Annotated in this window: 15 protein-coding genes; 9 read left to right on the top strand and 6 right to left on the bottom strand. The window is 66.6% G+C overall.

Annotation, left to right across the window (positions count from 1 at the left end):
* Positions 1-30: 30 nt before the first annotated feature.
* A complete protein-coding gene (locus EV643_RS09710; protein WP_166665381.1) occupies positions 31-285 on the bottom strand; it encodes a WhiB family transcriptional regulator in 255 nt (84 codons plus the stop codon).
* Positions 286-1,243: 958 nt separating this feature from the next.
* On the opposite strand from EV643_RS09710, the gene EV643_RS09705 reads away from it, so the two are divergent.
* From EV643_RS09705 to EV643_RS46390, 4 genes are all read left to right on the top strand, one after another.
* A complete protein-coding gene (locus tag EV643_RS09705) occupies positions 1,244-2,245 on the top strand; it encodes a glucose 1-dehydrogenase (protein ID WP_238165471.1) in 1,002 nt (333 codons plus the stop codon).
* Entirely contained in the window at positions 2,242-4,074 is a 1,833-nt protein-coding gene (locus EV643_RS09700) for a glycoside hydrolase family 15 protein (RefSeq protein WP_133799639.1), read from the top strand. Before EV643_RS09705 ends, EV643_RS09700 begins: the two co-directional genes overlap by 4 nt.
* A gap of 476 nt (positions 4,075-4,550) precedes the next feature.
* Complete coding sequence (locus EV643_RS46395; protein ID WP_133799638.1) at positions 4,551-5,360, top strand: AI-2E family transporter; 810 nt, start codon at positions 4,551-4,553, stop codon at positions 5,358-5,360.
* On the top strand, positions 5,243-5,659 hold the full coding sequence (locus tag EV643_RS46390) for an AI-2E family transporter (protein WP_133799637.1): 417 nt from the start codon (positions 5,243-5,245) through the stop codon (positions 5,657-5,659). Before EV643_RS46395 ends, EV643_RS46390 begins: the two co-directional genes overlap by 118 nt.
* 880 nt (positions 5,660-6,539) lie before the next feature.
* Here the strand turns inward: EV643_RS46390 and EV643_RS09680 are convergent.
* Entirely contained in the window at positions 6,540-7,529 is a 990-nt protein-coding gene (locus EV643_RS09680) for an LLM class F420-dependent oxidoreductase (RefSeq protein ID WP_133799636.1), read from the bottom strand.
* 220 nt (positions 7,530-7,749) lie between these two features.
* On the opposite strand from EV643_RS09680, the gene EV643_RS09675 reads away from it, so the two are divergent.
* The 4 genes from EV643_RS09675 to EV643_RS09660 are packed head-to-tail and all read left to right on the top strand — an operon-like array spanning position 7,750 to position 9,460.
* Positions 7,750-8,772 (top strand): zinc-dependent alcohol dehydrogenase family protein, encoded by a 1,023-nt coding sequence (locus tag EV643_RS09675; RefSeq protein WP_133799635.1) that lies wholly within the window; start codon positions 7,750-7,752, stop codon positions 8,770-8,772.
* Between the two features lie 40 nt (positions 8,773-8,812).
* Positions 8,813-9,199, top strand: a complete 387-nt coding sequence (locus tag EV643_RS09670) for a heme-binding protein (protein ID WP_166665380.1) — start codon at positions 8,813-8,815, stop codon at positions 9,197-9,199.
* A complete protein-coding gene (locus EV643_RS46875; protein WP_133799633.1) occupies positions 9,132-9,299 on the top strand; it encodes a heme-binding protein in 168 nt (55 codons plus the stop codon). The genes EV643_RS09670 and EV643_RS46875 overlap by 68 nt, the downstream gene beginning before the upstream one ends.
* Entirely contained in the window at positions 9,296-9,460 is a 165-nt protein-coding gene (locus EV643_RS09660; RefSeq protein ID WP_133799632.1) for an SDR family oxidoreductase, read from the top strand. Before EV643_RS46875 ends, EV643_RS09660 begins: the two co-directional genes overlap by 4 nt.
* Before the next feature lie 452 nt (positions 9,461-9,912).
* On the opposite strand, the gene EV643_RS09655 is transcribed toward EV643_RS09660, so the two are convergent.
* Positions 9,913-10,164, bottom strand: a complete 252-nt coding sequence (locus EV643_RS09655) for a hypothetical protein (protein ID WP_133799631.1) — start codon at positions 10,162-10,164, stop codon at positions 9,913-9,915.
* A 40-nt stretch (positions 10,165-10,204) separates the two neighbouring features.
* On the opposite strand from EV643_RS09655, the gene EV643_RS09650 reads away from it, so the two are divergent.
* Positions 10,205-10,405 carry a hypothetical protein gene (locus tag EV643_RS09650; protein ID WP_133799630.1) on the top strand — a complete coding sequence of 67 codons (201 nt, stop codon included), beginning with the start codon at positions 10,205-10,207 and terminating at the stop codon, positions 10,403-10,405.
* 64 nt (positions 10,406-10,469) lie between these two features.
* Here the strand turns inward: EV643_RS09650 and EV643_RS09645 are convergent, their stop codons facing one another.
* From EV643_RS09645 to EV643_RS09635, 3 genes are all read right to left on the bottom strand, one after another.
* Entirely contained in the window at positions 10,470-11,342 is an 873-nt protein-coding gene (locus EV643_RS09645; RefSeq protein ID WP_133799629.1) for a helix-turn-helix transcriptional regulator, read from the bottom strand.
* A 98-nt stretch (positions 11,343-11,440) separates the two neighbouring features.
* Positions 11,441-12,502 carry an ROK family protein gene (locus tag EV643_RS09640; protein ID WP_166665379.1) on the bottom strand — a complete coding sequence of 354 codons (1,062 nt, stop codon included), beginning with the start codon at positions 12,500-12,502 and terminating at the stop codon, positions 11,441-11,443.
* Between the two features lie 202 nt (positions 12,503-12,704).
* Positions 12,705-15,383 carry a glycoside hydrolase family 3 protein gene (locus EV643_RS09635; protein ID WP_133799627.1) on the bottom strand — a complete coding sequence of 893 codons (2,679 nt, stop codon included), beginning with the start codon at positions 15,381-15,383 and terminating at the stop codon, positions 12,705-12,707.
* Positions 15,384-15,485: the final 102 nt, after the last annotated feature.

Here is a 15,485-nt window from a genome sequence, read left to right as displayed (position 1 = left end):
CCTGGGGATCGGGCGTGGGGCCGGCAGTTCTCAGGCGCTCCTTGGCTTTGGGCGGGATGCCCGGCGGATCATGCTCAGGCGCTCGTCGTCTGAAAGCCCGCCCCAGACACCTGCATCCTGCCGAGTATCCAACGCCCATCCCAGGCATGCCTCGATCACCTCACAGCGGCGGCACACCTGCTTTGCTTCCTCGATCTGCCGCCGCGCAGGCTCGGCGTGCCCGATGGTGAAGAACAGCTCCGGATCCTCGCCCACACAGGCGCCACGCATCCGCCAGTCACTCATAAGGTCGCTCCCTGCCGATGTGTGGACATCTTCAGGCAATCAGGCTCGCCCGGCGGGAACCTTGTGTCGTCACGGCCAGCGCCGATCGCCGCACCCCGCCAGCCGGAAATCGCCGTACCTGCTAGCTGCAATCGGGCGCCATCGCCAGGACGTGGCGGGAGCGGTCGTGCTCAGGATGGCGGGCTGTCCCTGCAGCTGTTGCTTGGCCAGCCCCACAGACGCAAGACCGTTGGTGGCAAGGTGATGGGGCACCCCGTTCCACCGACACCGGCCAGCCCCACGTCGTACGCCGTCCACGATTCTCCGACGCTTCGGCGGAAGACGTTGTAGGAGCCGTTGTCTTGTACGGCGACCGCCGCGGCGGAGGAATCGTCGCGGGGAAGAAGCGAAGCGGCTGCCCAGTATGTTTCTGTCGCCGGGTCATACGCATAGTGGCTTCCTTGCGGCTCCAGCCCTTTGAACTCCGAGACCGGGACGTCGCCATTGATTTTGGCCGCTGCTGCGATCAACTGCCTCCGTACACCGTTCGTCATCACGAGGTTCGTTGCACTCGTGGATGGCGGCGCCGACGCTCGGAAGCCTGACGAAGACCGGTGCGCCGCCTGGGCGCGTGATGCCCGAAGCGTGTGGGCGGCAGCCCCGGAACCTGCCAGAGCCAGAGCGGCCAGGAGAAGAATCACAACGATTCTGCGCACGGTTCTGACACTACAACCCCTTATCCAGCTGGATTGCCGGCGTCGCTGAACCGTTCAGTCGTTCTCATCTCGCTCTCATCGGACGTGCCCGAAGCTGGACGAGTACACGACCCGCCAGATCGGACAAGGAGTGCCCGGTGCGCGATCTCAGGAACGAAGTAAGTTCGCACGAGGGTGCACACCATTTTCCACGAGTGCGTGCGGCGACAATGCTGGCCCTCACGGTTCGGCCTGGTGATCAGGGTTCGTCGACCCTGAGAGAGATGGCTGAGCCACACCCCGACGTGGGCTCGCTGCTGATCCAGTCACTGGCGGTCGGGCTGTGCGGCACCGACTCTGAGATCATCAACGGCGAGTACGGCGAGGCGCCGCCGAGCGAGGATTTCCTGGTGCTCGGTCACGAGAATCTGGGGCGCGTCCTGGAGGCTCCGTCGGGCAGCGGCCTGTCGGTGGGTGATCTCGTTGTGGGCATCGTGCGTCGTCCCGATCCTGAGCCATGCCCGGCCTGCGCCGCCGGTGAGTGGGACATGTGTCGCAACGGCCGATACACCGAGCACGGGATCCGAGGCCTGCACGGGTTCGCCCGCGAGCGGTGGCGGACCGAGCCGGACGCCGTTGTGCGGCTGAGCCCCTCGCTTGGACGACTCGGTGTTCTGCTCGAACCGACCACCATCGTGGCGAAGGCCTGGGAACAGGTGGAACGGATCGGGAAGCGAGCCTTCTGGCAGCCTGGGGTCGTCGCCGTCACCGGCGCCGGACCAGTCGGTCTGCTCGCAGCGCTGCTCGGTGTCCAGCGCGGCCTGAGCGTGCACGTCTTCGACCGCGTCACCGCTGGACCCAAACCGGATCTCGTCCGCTCGCTTGGCGCCACTTATCACCCCGACTCGCTGCCCGACTCGGGTTTGCGAGCCGATGTGCTGATGGAGTGCACGGGGGTGCCGGAGGTCGTCGTCGAGGCGATGACGAACGGCGCACCGGACGCGATCGTCTGTCTGACCGGCGTTTCCGGAGTCGGCAGTCGGCTGCCGCTCGATGTCGGCGCCCTCAACCGTGAGGCGGTGCTCGGCAACAAGGTCATCTTCGGCAGCGTCAACGCCAACCGGCGGCACTACGAGCAGGCGATCCGTGCGCTGGCCGCTGCGGACCGCGATTGGTTGAGCCGGCTGATCACCCGAACCGTTCCGCTTCATCGTTATCCAGAAGCGTTCGCTCGGCAGCCTGACGACGTGAAGGTGGTCCTCGACCTCGAGGCAGCCGGGCCATGACGAATATCGAGGACTACGCCCTACTGGGAGATCTCCATACCGCGGCACTGGTCAGCAGGGAGGGCTCCGTCGACTGGCTGTGCCTGCCGCGCTTCGACTCCGGCGCCTGCTTCGCGGCGCTGCTGGACACGGCTGAAGCCGGCCGATGGCTGCTCGCTCCCGCGGCCGGCGGATCCTGTACACGGAGGCGCTACCGGGGCGACACCCTGGTGCTGGAGTCGGAATGGGACACGCCCGAGGGCACCGTGCGGCTCATCGACTTCATGCCTCCGCGCGGCCAGGCGCCCGACATCGTCCGGATTGTGCAGGGTGTCAGTGGAGCCGTGCCTATGGTGGGCGAGCTGCGCCTGCGGTTCGATTACGGGCAGATCATCCCATGGGTCCGCAACGTGGGCGGCGCCATCGAGGCCGTTGCAGGGCCCGATTCGGCGTGGTTGCGTACGCCGGCTCCGCTGGAGGGCCGGGACAATCGCACCATCTCGGAGTTCACGGTCCGTGCCGGGGACACGGTGCCGTTCGTCCTCACCTGGGCGCCGAGCCACCTCAGCAGACCGAAGCCGGTCGATGCCGCGCGTGCGTTGGCCGAGACGGTCGACTTCTGGGAGCAGTGGTCGGAGCGCTCAACGGTCACCGGCCGCTGGCGCGACGACGTACAGCGTTCGCTGATCGTGCTCAAGGCGCTCACTTACAGGCCTACCGGTGGCATCGTCGCAGCGGTGACAACGTCGCTGCCGGAACAGCTCGGCGGTCCCCGCAACTGGGACTACCGTTACTGCTGGCTGCGCGACGCGACCTTCACCCTGCAGGCGCTCCTCGCAGCCGGATACGTCGACGAGGCAACGGCGTGGCGGGAATGGCTGCTCCGGGCAGTGGCCGGCGATCCCAGCAAACTACAGATCATGTACGGCCTCGACGGCACCCGCCGGCTGCCTGAGACCAGCCTGCCCTGGCTAGCCGGCTACGAGGGATCCACGCCGGTTCGAACGGGCAACGCAGCAGCCGGTCAATTGCAGCTCGACGTCTGGGGTGAGGTCCTGGACGGGCTCCACCTCGCCCGCCAGGCCGATCTCAGCAAGCCGGACGACGCGTGGGACCTCCAGGTCGCCTTGATGGACTACCTCGGAGGCCACTGGAAAGACACCGACGACGGACTGTGGGAGATGCGCGGACCTCGTCGCCACTTCACGCACTCCAAAGTGATGGCCTGGGTCGCGGCCGATCGCATGGCCCGCGCCGTCCGTGACGGCGGGCTCCCTGGTCCTGTCCGCCGTTGGGAACGCTTACGCAATGCGATCCACGCCGATGTACTCACCAACGGCTACGACGCCAGGCGCGGCACCTTCGTCCAGTCCTATGGCAGCACGGATCTGGACGCCAGCCTGTTGCTCATCCCCCGCGTCGGATTCCTTCCCGGCACAGATCCCCGGGTCATCGCGACGGTCGAAGCGGTCCAGCGGGATCTCACCCAGGACGGGCTCGTGCTGAGGTATCGCACGGAGACCAGCGAGGACGGCCTTCCCGCCGGCGAAGGCGTCTTCCTCGCTTGTTCTTTCTGGCTTGTGGACGCGCTGAACTACGCCGGACGGACCAAGGAGGCAACGATCCTCTTCGAGCGGTTACTTGCCCTACGCAACGACGTCGGCCTGCTCAGTGAGGAGTGGGATCCCGTGACGCGGCGTCAACTGGGAAACACGCCCCAGGCCTTCAGCCACTTCGCCCTCGTGGTCAGCGCACTCCAGCTGGGCCACGAACACCCGCACCGCAGCGACCAGCCGATCCACCCGGCCGCCACGCACCGCGGCCGTGCTGGCCGGCACACTCCCCGCTGAGGCCGTCCAGTGAGGTGCCGCCAAGAGTAGGGTGCCGCGATCGGCGGCCGCAATCTGCCTGATCGACTTCCTGGCCCGTCGGCTGGCCGGAAAACCAGCTCACCCAGCCCGCGCGCGAGCGCGGTCGCCACCGCACAGCAAGCCGAAGGGCTGTGGCAGGCCATCGATGCCGGCATGCTGATCGGCCAGGCCAAGGGCATCGCTCGCTACCGAGCATGGCGGCACCCCTACTAGTCACGGGCGTGTAGGCGTTGGGTACCGGTGCAACGCCAACCAGGGGTTGATCGGTGCGCCGTCGTGCGCGGGTCTGGGCAAGGAGGCGGGGCCTATGAGCAATAGACACACCGGCGACCCGGCGACCTCCCCAGGCCGCTCGACGGAAAAGGCCGACTGACGACGACCTGACCTCGGCCACGCCGGCAGACGACGCGGCTCCTCTCGACGCTGAGCACACCCCAGCACCCGTTGCAGCAGACGTGGCGGAACCGAAGATCGCAGCGGAACCCACACCGACGCCGACGGTTGAGCCAGTGGTGGTGCCGCGGTGGGTTCAGGCGATCGTGGTGGCGGTCGCACTGTTCGCGCTGACCGGGTTGGCTCGAGCTGCGGCTCCGGTGCTGATGGTCTTCCTGATCGCCGTGGTGGTAGCGCCGATCGTGAATCCGCTGGTCACCGCCCTGCAGCGGGCACGCGTACCGCGGGGGATCGCCATCGGCGCCGTGTTCGTGGCGTTCTTCCTGGTTATGGCCGGTGTCGTTGTGTTGGTGGTTCGGCAGGTCGCTGCGCAACTGTCGGCGCTCCAGGCCGATCTGCCGCGGCTGGTCGACTCGGCCAACGCCTCGCTGGCGCGGTTCCAGCAATGGCTGGATCAGCGGGGTATCGGCGTCGAGATCAAGCGCCCAGGTGAGACCGCGCTGGAAACCTTGCAGGCCTCGCTGTTGCGGGGCACCGGCAATGTCGTGGCGTTCACCAGTGACCTGGTCACCATGATCGCAGGGGCCGCGTTCGTGCTGATCCTGGTGCTGGTGATCACCATCTACATGCTGATCTATGGTGGCCGGATCGGGTCGCCGGCCCGGCAAGTGCTGCCGCCCGGTGACGGCAGCATCGAGGACGACTACCGGCCCGGGTGCAGCGCGCGGTGTCGGGTTACGTGCGCGGTCAGCTCATGTTCAGCCTCATCATGGGACTCAAAGCCGGAACCGCCCTGTGGGTGCTTGGTGCACTCGGGATCTTCCCCGCCGGTCGGACCTACGCCGTCTTCTTCGGTGTCTTCTACGGGCTGATGGAGCTCATCCCGTACCTGGGCCTGGTGCTTGGTGCGGCTCCGCCGATCCTGGTCGCGTTGTTCCAGGGCGATCCCCTGGCCGCGCTGTGGCTGGCGCTGCTGTTCGTCGCTCTGCAGCAACTGGAGGGCCACGTAGTGGCGCCGCAGGTCTTCGGCCACAGCCTGCGTATCAATCCGCCGCTGGTGAGGCCGAACCCTCACCAGGCATCCCACCGACGGCGCGGCCGGCTCGACCGTTCGCCGCCCCCTACGCGCGCCTGCTGGCCGCCGGCCGTCTCAGGCAGTACGTGCTCGTAGGATCACCCGCAGCCGCGGCGCCAAGGCCCAGGACAAACCACCGGCCGGCCACGACGAACCGCACGGCTAGCGACGGCGCAGCAACCACGTCAGCGAGCAGATCGGAGAGGTCCTCGGTGACAAACGGCGGCAGGGGACTGCGGTGGGCGAAAGCGGCTGCGCAAGGATCCATCACGGATCACTGCGGGCATCGCCGCGACGGCGCGGAGCGCCTGAAGGGCGGGGTATGGAACCCATCCAACGCCAACCGCGACATGAAGGCAGCGATGGTGCGCGTTAACCCCGACCTCGCCTGGGTCACGTCTCACACGTGCCGGAAGACCGTCGTGACCCGGCTGGACGAGGCCGGTCCGTCGGTACGCGAGATCGCTGACCGCCTCGGCCATGCCAAGCCGTCGCTGACCCAGGATGTCCCCCTGGGTCCGCAGCGTTGCGTCGCCACGGTGCCCCAGCCGCTGTTGCTCAGACTGGTCATAAAGTGGTCGCGCACAGCAGAACGCGCAGGTCAATCGTGCTCTGACCTGCGCGTTCTCGAGGGTGGAGGTGGGGGGAATCGAACCCCCGTCCTTTGAGCCAACATAGTTGTGCATGGTTGGCAGGCGCCGAACTCCTTGTTTTACAGGCCTGTCGTAGTTGCCAGTGCTTGCCTGTCGCTGACTTCCGACGGCCATAAAGTGGTCGTTAGTTGGTCGCGATTCCCCAGCCCTCTGTTCAGCCGCGCAACCTAATTGCTGCCTTTATCTCCGAGCCGGAATACCCAGGAGGACGGTATGAGGATGGGAATCAGCGTCGATCGCGGACAGTTTCAGGCAACACCGGACGACCGCGACGTGGTCGCTAACTACCGCTCACCCTCAAGATGCGCGACCACCTCCGCCGTTCACGCCAGCGCGGGGATCACCTCGCGCTCGAACAGCTCGACTCCTGACCGGTCGTAGGCCGACTCCGGGAAGTAATGGATCGCGTACCCCATCCCGAGGTCCCGGCTCGCGACGAGCTTCTCGTACGCCTGTTCGGGGGTGCCGACAAGGCCCTGCGGTCCGTCGTACGGCGCCATCGCGCTGGCCGTGTTCGCCTCACCGAGCACCGGTAGCAGCCGTGCCTCGATGGCCCGCCGACGCTCGGTGGCCTCTGCCTCGGTTGCCCCGATGATGGTGTGGAACTCCATCGACTGAGTGATCGCGTCGAAGTCGGTGCCTAGATCAGCACAGTGCCCGCGCAGGATCTCACTCTTTCGGGTGAAGGTCTCCGGGTCACCGCCGAAGTTCGTGTAGGCGGCGTACTTCGCTGCGATCCGCAGGGTCACCTTCTCGCCCCCGCCGGCCACCCAGATCGGAATGCCACCGGCTTGGCGAGGCAGCGGCCGCACAATTGCGCCGTCCACCTGATAGTGCTTTCCGGCGAGCGTCGCGGTGCCGGTCGTCCAGGCCTGGCGCATGATCTCGACCCCTTCGCGAAGCCGCGCCAGCCGTTCGCCTGCCGACGGGAACCCGTAGCCATAGGCCAGCCACTCGTGCTCGTACCATCCGCCGCCGATGCCGAAGTCGAGCCGCCCACCTGAGACATGGTCGACAGTGGCGGCAACCTTGGCGAGGTACGCCGGATTGCGGTAGCTCATGCAGGTGCACATCTGACCAAGACGGATGCGCTCGGTGGAGGCCGCGAACGCGGCCATCAAGGTCCACGCCTCGTGCGTGGGCTCGTCGCTCGGCACTGGGATGGTGTGGAAGTGGTCATAGACCCAGAGCGACTCCCAAGGGCCGGAATCCGCCGCGCTGGCGAGATCGCGCATCACCGCCCACTGGTCGGCCGGGTCGACACCGACGAGGTCGTGCCGCCATCCCTGGGGAATGAAGAGTCCAAATCGCATGTCCGCACCTTTACGTTTCAGGAAGTCATTACTCGAGGCCGCGCCGCCCCACAACAGCCCGACATTACCGAAGCTAGTGAGCCGTCTGACATACCCTGATAGTGCATCTCAGCGAGACGGCCTCGATACCTAGGATGTACGACGCGGTCCACCACTCCTGGACACCTGCATGATCCGAATGGTGCGGCGCGAGTCGTTGCCTGGACCTCGAGGAGAATCGATGCGTGGTGTAGTAATGCACGCCCCAGGCGATGTCCGGACCGAAGAGCGTGAGGACCCGGTGATCGTCGAGCCCACGGACGCTGTCATCCGGGTCGCCGCAACCTGCATCTGCGGGTCGGACCTGTGGCCGTACCGTGGCCAGGATCCCGTCAACCAGCCGACACCGATGGGCCACGAGTACGTCGGGGCCGTCGAGCAGGTCGGCGACGACGTGAACGTCACCAAGATCGGTGACTTCGTCGTCGGCTCATTCTTCGCCTCGGACAACACCTGCGAGATCTGTCAGGCCGGATACCAGACCCACTGTGTCAACCGTCAACCCGGGGCAGCGACGGGCGGACAAGCCGAGTTCATCCGCATCCCACTGGCCGACGGAACACTGGTGACGACCCCCGGCCGACCTGACCCGGAGCTGATCCCGTCTCCGCTGGCCGCCTCCGACGTACTCGGCACAGGATGGTTCGCCGCCGTCGCCGCCGGGGCGGGCCCCGGCAAGACCGTGGCCGTCGTTGGCGACGGCGCGGTCGGCCTCCTTGGAGTCCTCGCGGCCAAACAACTCGGCGCGGAACGGATCATCGCGATGAGCCGGCACGAGACCCGGCAGAAACTCGCCCTGGACTTCGGTGCCACCGACATCGTGACCGAGCGCGGGGATGAAGGGGTGGAGAAGATCAAGGAGCTCACCCACGGTCTCGGCGCCCATTCCGTGATCGAGGCAGTCGGAACCCAGGAATCGATGATGCAGGCGATCAGGTCGACCCGTGCCGGCGGTCATGTGGGCTACGTCGGCGTGAGCCACGACGTGGCGCTTCCGGGCGAGGAAATGTTCTTCTCCGGCGTCCACCTGCACGGTGGGCCTGCACCAGTACGACGGTTCCTACCTGAGCTGATCCACCTGATCTGGGACCGGAAGATCGATCCTGGCAAGGTCTTCGACCTCACGCTTCCGCTCGACCAGGCGGCCGAGGGCTACCAGGCCATGGACGAACGACGCGCCACGAAGGTACTCCTCACCTTCTAGACATCTCCGCCGATGAAGGTCTTCGCTGAAGGAGTCCACCGTGCCTGAGGAACCCGACTTTGCCTCGTTCGATCACGACGATGCCTGGCGGTTGGGCGTCGACCTCGTCACCCAGTCGCGGACGCAAAAGCTGCCATCACCATCAGCGTTCACCTCGGCGCACAAACGCGTCTTCCACGCTGCCCTCCCCGGCACCAGCGCTGACGACGACGACTGGGTCATGCGCAAGACCCGCATCGTCCAACGCTTCGACCGGTCATCCCAGGATGTCGGCCAGACCTACGCCGCCGACGACCCGATGAGATTCCACACCGCCTTCGGGCTACCCACCCAGGGACTACGCCGCCACTGGTGGTGCCGTGCCGATCCGCGTCAGCGGATCCCTGGTCGGAGTGCTCGCTGTCTCCGGCCTGACCTCAGCCGATGACCACAGCCTCGCGCTCACCGCACTCCGAGCCGCCGCAGCCGATCAACCGAGGTCCGTGAGCCGAAGTGGTCGTCCAGATGACGACCAAGCAACGACATGATTCGGGTGCGATCGCTCTCGACGCCCACGACCTCGGAACCGATCGGCCGCAACGACCAACCCGAAGAAGTCGCCGGCCCCATCGTCTTCCTCCTCAGCCAAGCAGCCGGCTTCATCACCGGCACCAACCTCATCGTCGACGGACGCTTCACCATCTGGTAAGCAAAGTCAGAGCTGTGTCTTGAAGGCGATCGCGGAGCTGATTGCCGACCCAGTACGGTCGCGCTGCACCTGAAGACAGGCCGGAGCAACGCGATCGGCGTCGACTCCGGTGCTGGGCGAAGAGCTGTGGGTGCGGAAGCGGTCGACGGTTTCGGCGTTCGGCGATTGAGCACGCCAGCCGACGGTCTCGAGATTGAAGCCTCGTGATCTCAGGTGATCGACCAGTCGCGATGGTTTCGTCCGGCGCGCAGCCGACCGCCCATCTCGAGTCTGGAGCCGGCGCCTCAGGCGCTCCCGCACGAACGACGTACTTGCGGGCCCAACCACCCTTTGCCTGATCAACTCCCGGCGAAGGAATCGCCCGTCGCATCGTCCAGTCGCTCATCCGCAGGCCATGTCACTCGAGTCGTGCCGGTTTAGAGCGGCAAACGACGAAACTGGCACGAGTCAGGTCACTCGAGTGAGAGGTCGGCGAGGGCTGCTTCGGCTTCGTGGATGAGAAAGGACAGATCAGTGCCCACCGAGACGTGCCGAGCGCGGGCGTCGACGAAGCGGCGGGCCAGATCCAGACGCGAGGACAACCCACCGACGCCGACGGATTTGCCATGGGCTCGGCAGGCATCCAAGACGGTGCAGTACGCATCCACCAGCGCCGGGGTCTCGTCACCGGTCCTGATCACCGCAGTCGGCTTACGATGGCCCATCTTCTCACAGATGTTCCTCACGGCGCCTATGTGAGGGAGGGTGTTTGTCCCGGAGAGCAAGCCGCCATTTGTTGGGAAACCAACGATCGGCGCAGCACTGGCCGTCGCAGCCGTGGTCGGCGAGGACCACATCTCGATCACGCCGCTCACCTGGGACCGGACCTACGGGATCCAGGTCGACGGGCAGAAGGAACTGGCCCAACTGAAGAAGGTCGTGGAGCACGACGCACCCCAGCCCTGACACCGACGAACCGGTCCTGCTCAGTCCCGCAGGACGACCGGAATGGCTGAAGCAGCCCGGCCGCTCAGGCCTCGACCTGAGCGGCCGGGCTCGTCCAAGAGGCAAGCAGTTCGAGGGCCTGGGCAGTTGGCGAGCCGGGCTCGGCGACGTACAGGGTCAGGGTGAGACCGGGGTCGGAGAGCATGTCGACGCTCTCGTAGCCGAGTTCGAGGTTGCCCACCTCGCTGTGATGGAAGGTCTTGGTGCCGGCGCCGTGGTAACGGACGTCGTGGGTGCTCCAGCGGCGGCGGAAGTCGGGGCTCCGGGCCGCGAGCTCACCGACAAGGTCATGCAGATCCTTGTCGTGCGGGTCACGACCGGCCTCAGTACGGAGGATCGCGACACAAGTGTCGGCGGCGCGATCCCAGTCAGGGTAGAAGTCGCGGGACGCCTCGAGGTCGAGGAAGGTGAAGCGGGCGAAGTTCGGTCGTGTCCCTGCCGTGGCGTCGTACAGCGAGGCATGCATCGCACGGCCCAGCTGGTTGCAGGCGAGCAGGTCCATCCGGCCGTTGCGGACGATCGCCGGTGCGGCGTACTGATCCAGCACCCAGATAAGGCTGGGGCGTGGCGTCCAGCGCCTTCCGGGACGTCGACGCGGCCGCATCGCGGCACTGGTGCCGTCGGCCGCATGTGCGAGGTGGAAGAGATGCGCTCGTTCAGCGTCGTCCAGCTGCAGTGCGCGGGCGAGCGCATCCAGCACTGAGGCAGAGACTCCACCGAGGGCGCCCCGCTCGAGTTTCGAGTAGTACTCGATGCTCACACCTGCCAGCATGGCAACTTCGCCGCGGCGGAGCCCGCGCACCCGGCGGACGCCGACATCTGGGACGCCGGCTTGCTCCGGACTGACCTTCGCGCGCCGCGATATCAGGAATTCGCGAACCTCGGCACGGTTGTCCATAAGAACGACGGTACGACGTTCGGCGTCCGATCGGGATGCATTGTCACTGGGTGTCTCGTCCATGATCCGTTCCGCTCTGGGCTGCGTCTGCTGTCGACTCATCCCGGCACCGGCCTGGCGCCGAGGGCGAGGAAGCGTTCGACCTGCAGCGTCGCTGCGCCGGTCGTTTCCGCGTGGGTGCGCAGTTCGGCCAGGCGCAGCTCGGTGCGTGCAAGCGGTTGCCGGAGAGTACGGCTGGCGAGCACCCGGCGCAGCTCGGGAAGCAGCGCCGGCCCCAGTTCGAGTCCCACCCAGCCACCCAGGACAACGCGGTCCGGCTGGAAGAGATTGACGAGATTCGCAATACCGACACCGAGATAGCCCGCCATCTCTTCGATCAGCCCCGCGGCCGTCGGGTCTTCCGGCGCCTCGCTCACCAGTGTCGCAATCGCCTTCCGGGAGCCACCGCGGATCCGCTTCCCCCGCGCCCGCGCGTACCGGCGTGCGATCGCGTCCGCGCCGACGTACGTCTCGAGGCAGCCATGGGTACCGCACCGGCACCTTGGCCCGTCGACGGACACACTGGTGTGTCCCCACTCGCATGTCCTGAGCGTCGGCAGACGCTCCGACCCGCGGTCGGCGGCAGAGGACGCACTAACACCGTAGTCCAGCTTCGCGAACACGACGTTGCGCGCTCCCCGGCCGGCACCGAACCACAGTTCGGCCTGTCCCATTGCTCTTGTCCCGTTGCCGACTGCAACTGGCAGACCGAGATCGAGCAACCGGCGCAGCGGAACCCCATCCCATCCGATCACCTGGCTGTGGACGAACGGCTCGGGCTCATGCGTGACAATGCCCGGTACGCCGATGCCGACCCCGAGCACCGAGCCGGACGGGACTGCGGCATCGGACATTGTGACCGAGGTCAGCGTCCTGATCGCCCGGACGACGTCGGCGACCACTGGCCCGTCGGGAAGCGGTACGTCGGCGGCGGCCAGAACCTTCATGGACAGGTCGTGGAGCGTCGCACGGACGGAGTGTTCACCGACGTCGACGCCGACGACGTACGCGTGGTCTGGCGCGATTCTGAGCAGTTGCCTGGGGCGGCCGCCGTCGGACCGCAGCGCCCCAACCTCTGTCACCACGCCTTCGGCGACGAGTTCTGAAATGACCGTGCTCACCGACGCCTGGCTGAGACCTGACGATGCACCGAGCTGTGCACGGGTCACCGGCCCGTCGAAGAACAGGGCCTGCACAAGAGCTGTCCGGTTCGCCGTCCGTAGCTCGCGAGAGGTGTTCAAAACTTGCCATCTCCTGGATGTGAAGCACAGACAAGGGCGAGGCTCTGAGCGAGCCCCGCCCTTGCGTCCCCCGGCCTTGCCGTCAGCGGACTGTGAAGGATCCGACGAGCGGCGTGTTCTGCGACGATCCGCCGACGTACACCTTGTAGGTGCCGGACGCGATCTTCCAGCTGTCGCTGGCGGTGTCGAAGTAGCCGAGCGGATGGGTGGAAGCGCCCGGGTCGATCTGGATGTTCGCCATCGTGGACTTGCCGGCCTTCGTGCTCACCCGGGCGTAGCCCACCAGACGCTTCGCCTCCCCGGTCGAGGACGGGAGGCCGAGGTAGACCTGGGCGACCTCGTCACCGTCGCGCGCGCCCGTGTTGGTGATCTTGAAGCGCACGTTGATGGGCTTCTTGTCCGCGGACTGGGGCTGCGCCTGCACCTTCAGGTCGCTGTACGCGAAGGAGGTGTAGGACATTCCGTGGCCGAACTCGAACAGCGGCTGGATGCCCGCCGTCTCGTAACCCTTGTAGCCGACGTTGACGCCCTCGGTGTACTCCACGTCCAGGTCGTTGGAGTTGGCGTACGGACCCTCGACCCCCGGCGGCAACGTGTCCTCGCTGGTCGGGTACGTGATCGTCAGCTTCCCGGACGGGTTCACGTCACCCCAGAGCACGCGAGCCAGCGCCTTGCCCTGCTGCTGACCACCGAAGTAGGTCTGCACCACGGCCTTGACGTTGTCCAGCCACGGCATGGTCACCGTGCCCGCGGTCGCGAGCACCACGATGGTGTTGGGGTTGGCCTCGCTGACTGCCTTGATCAGCTGGTCACCGCTCTGCGGCAGCTTCAGCGACACCCGGTCGTGGGCCTCGCCCTCGATGGTGTTTGCGTAGACGATGGCCACGTCGCTGTTCTTCGCGGCAGCGACAGCCTTCTGGATCTCCGGCGAGTGCGCACCCTCTGGGGTCTTCCACTGCAGCAGCACGGAACCGTCGTTCAGGATCTCGAACGGGTGGTTTCCCCTGAACTCGACACGCAGCGTGTGCGTCTGCCCCTCGACCCAGTTGAGCGTCGGGGTCTCGGCGAAGGCACGGCGCTTGTCCTCGCCCTGCATCGTGGCGACCCGCTGACCGTCGATGTCCAGGGTCGCGTCGCCCATGCCGGTAAGGGCCAGCTTGTAGGCGCCGGTCTTCGGTGCGGTGATGTGGCCCTCGTAGACCGCGGAGCCGGGGCAGACCGGGCAGTTCACCGGCGGCGGCGTGACCTGGGACGGTCCCGGCGTGTCGAGCGTGCTGAGAATGCCGACGTCGTAGTTGACCTGCGGCGTGATGCGCTGCTCGTCCGGCGCGCCCTGGAGGTTGTTGTTCTTCCAGAACGAGGCGTTCAGGCCTGTGCCCTGGCCGCTGGTCGGGGACAGGACCGACGACGGGACGGCCGTCATGTCCCGGGTCTCCAGCATGTTCGCACCGTTGGCCTCGTCGTTGCCCTTCACCCACTGAACCGTGGCGCCGGCCGCCTGAGCACGCTGGGTGATGCCGTCGAGCATCGAGGTCTTCTCCGTCGCGTTGACGAACGGCGTTCCGCCGCCGATCGCGTTGTGGTCGGCGTCGGCGCCGATCACGGCGATCTTCTTCGCCTGCGCGGTCAGCGGAAGCGCGTTGCCCGTGTTCTTGAGCAGCGTGATTGCCATCTCCTGGGTCTCCAGGGCGACCTTGCTGCCCTGGGCGATGTCGATCGGGGCGACCTCGACGGGGTTGTCGAACGCGTTGAGCCGGAACATGGTGCGCAGGATGCGGTGGCAGGACTCATCGAGCCGCGACTCGGGGACGCTCCCGTTCTGGACGGCCGCGAGCAGGTGCTCGGAGTAGGCATCCTTGTTGCCCGTCTCGATGTCGACGCCGCCGTCAAGCGAGCCCTGGGTGGTGTGCGCGGCGCCGAAGTCCGTTCCGACGAAGCCGGTGAAGCCGAACTTGTCGAGGAACCCGCGCAGGGTGTGCGGGTTCTCGCAGCCGTAGCCGCCGTTGATCTTGTTGAACGAGCACATGATGCTGCCGGGGTCGGCATCGGCCATGGCGGCCTCGTAGCCCAGTGCGTGGACCTCGCGGAGGGCCCGCTCGGAGACGACGCTGTTCTGGCCGTTGCTGCGGTTGGTTTCCTGGTTGTAGGCCAGGTAGTGCTTGAGCGTAGCGATGACGTCCTTGTCCTGGATGACCTTGGTGAAGTCGGTCAGGTAGTCGCCCGTCATGATCGGGTCTTCGCTGGGGCTCTCGTTGGTGCGGCCCCAGTACGGGTTGCGCAGGATGTCGCCCACCGGACTCAGCAGCACGTTGCCTCCGGTGGCCCGGGTCTCGGTCGCCACGAGTGCCGCGTACCGCTTGGTCGCCTCACGCGACCAGGTGGCGCCGAGTGCCTGTGCCGAGGGCAGCGCCGTGGCACGGGCCGTGATGCCGGAGCCGGTGTTGGGCGTGCTCCAGCCGTGCGCGTGGATGCCGGATGCCGAGTCCTGCATCGCCAGCTCCGGGATGCCTAGCCGGGGGATCGGGCTGTTGTAGAAGGCGAACCTGCCGTCCTCCTGGTTGCCCGACATCAGATCGACCTTCTCCTCCAGTGTCATCTCCTGGAGCAGCAGATCTGCTCGTTGATCAGGTGACAGCGACGTGTTCATCCACGGTCGCTCCTGTGCGACGGCGTTCGCCGGCGCCAGTGCCGCTGTCAGGGCCAGACAGCAGCTGATCGCCAGCAGGCGGAGCCGCGTTCTTTGCCGCAAAGATCCAGACATACAGGCCTCCTCGTGACCTGGTCACCGGTTCCTTACCGGCGACGGACCAGCTCGAAACGGAGTCGAACACCGGGCTCCAATCGCCTGCAATAGCCACGTCGG

The sequence above is a fragment of the Kribbella caucasensis genome, from assembly GCF_004361855.1.
Classification (GTDB): Bacteria; Actinomycetota; Actinomycetes; order Propionibacteriales; family Kribbellaceae; genus Kribbella; species Kribbella caucasensis.
Note: the sequence above shows the minus strand (reverse complement) of the source record. Positions and strands in the feature narration are given on the sequence as shown.

What these genes read in the sequence shown, in the direction of transcription:
- EV643_RS09710 (WP_166665381.1), bottom strand. Translation starts at nt 285, where the DNA reads ATGAGTGACTGGCGGATGCGTGGCGCCTGTGTGGGCGAGGATCCGGAG.
- EV643_RS09705 (WP_238165471.1), top strand. Translation starts at nt 1,244, where the DNA reads ATGGCTGAGCCACACCCCGACGTGGGCTCGCTGCTGATCCAGTCACTG.
- EV643_RS09700 (WP_133799639.1), top strand. Translation starts at nt 2,242, where the DNA reads ATGACGAATATCGAGGACTACGCCCTACTGGGAGATCTCCATACCGCG.
- EV643_RS46390 (WP_133799637.1), top strand. Translation starts at nt 5,243, where the DNA reads ATGTTCAGCCTCATCATGGGACTCAAAGCCGGAACCGCCCTGTGGGTG.
- EV643_RS09680 (WP_133799636.1), bottom strand. Translation starts at nt 7,529, where the DNA reads ATGCGATTTGGACTCTTCATTCCCCAGGGATGGCGGCACGACCTCGTC.
- EV643_RS09675 (WP_133799635.1), top strand. Translation starts at nt 7,750, where the DNA reads ATGCGTGGTGTAGTAATGCACGCCCCAGGCGATGTCCGGACCGAAGAG.
- EV643_RS09660 (WP_133799632.1), top strand. Translation starts at nt 9,296, where the DNA reads ATGATTCGGGTGCGATCGCTCTCGACGCCCACGACCTCGGAACCGATC.
- EV643_RS09655 (WP_133799631.1), bottom strand. Translation starts at nt 10,164, where the DNA reads ATGGGCCATCGTAAGCCGACTGCGGTGATCAGGACCGGTGACGAGACC.
- EV643_RS09645 (WP_133799629.1), bottom strand. Translation starts at nt 11,342, where the DNA reads ATGGACAACCGTGCCGAGGTTCGCGAATTCCTGATATCGCGGCGCGCG.
- EV643_RS09635 (WP_133799627.1), bottom strand. Translation starts at nt 15,383, where the DNA reads ATGTCTGGATCTTTGCGGCAAAGAACGCGGCTCCGCCTGCTGGCGATC.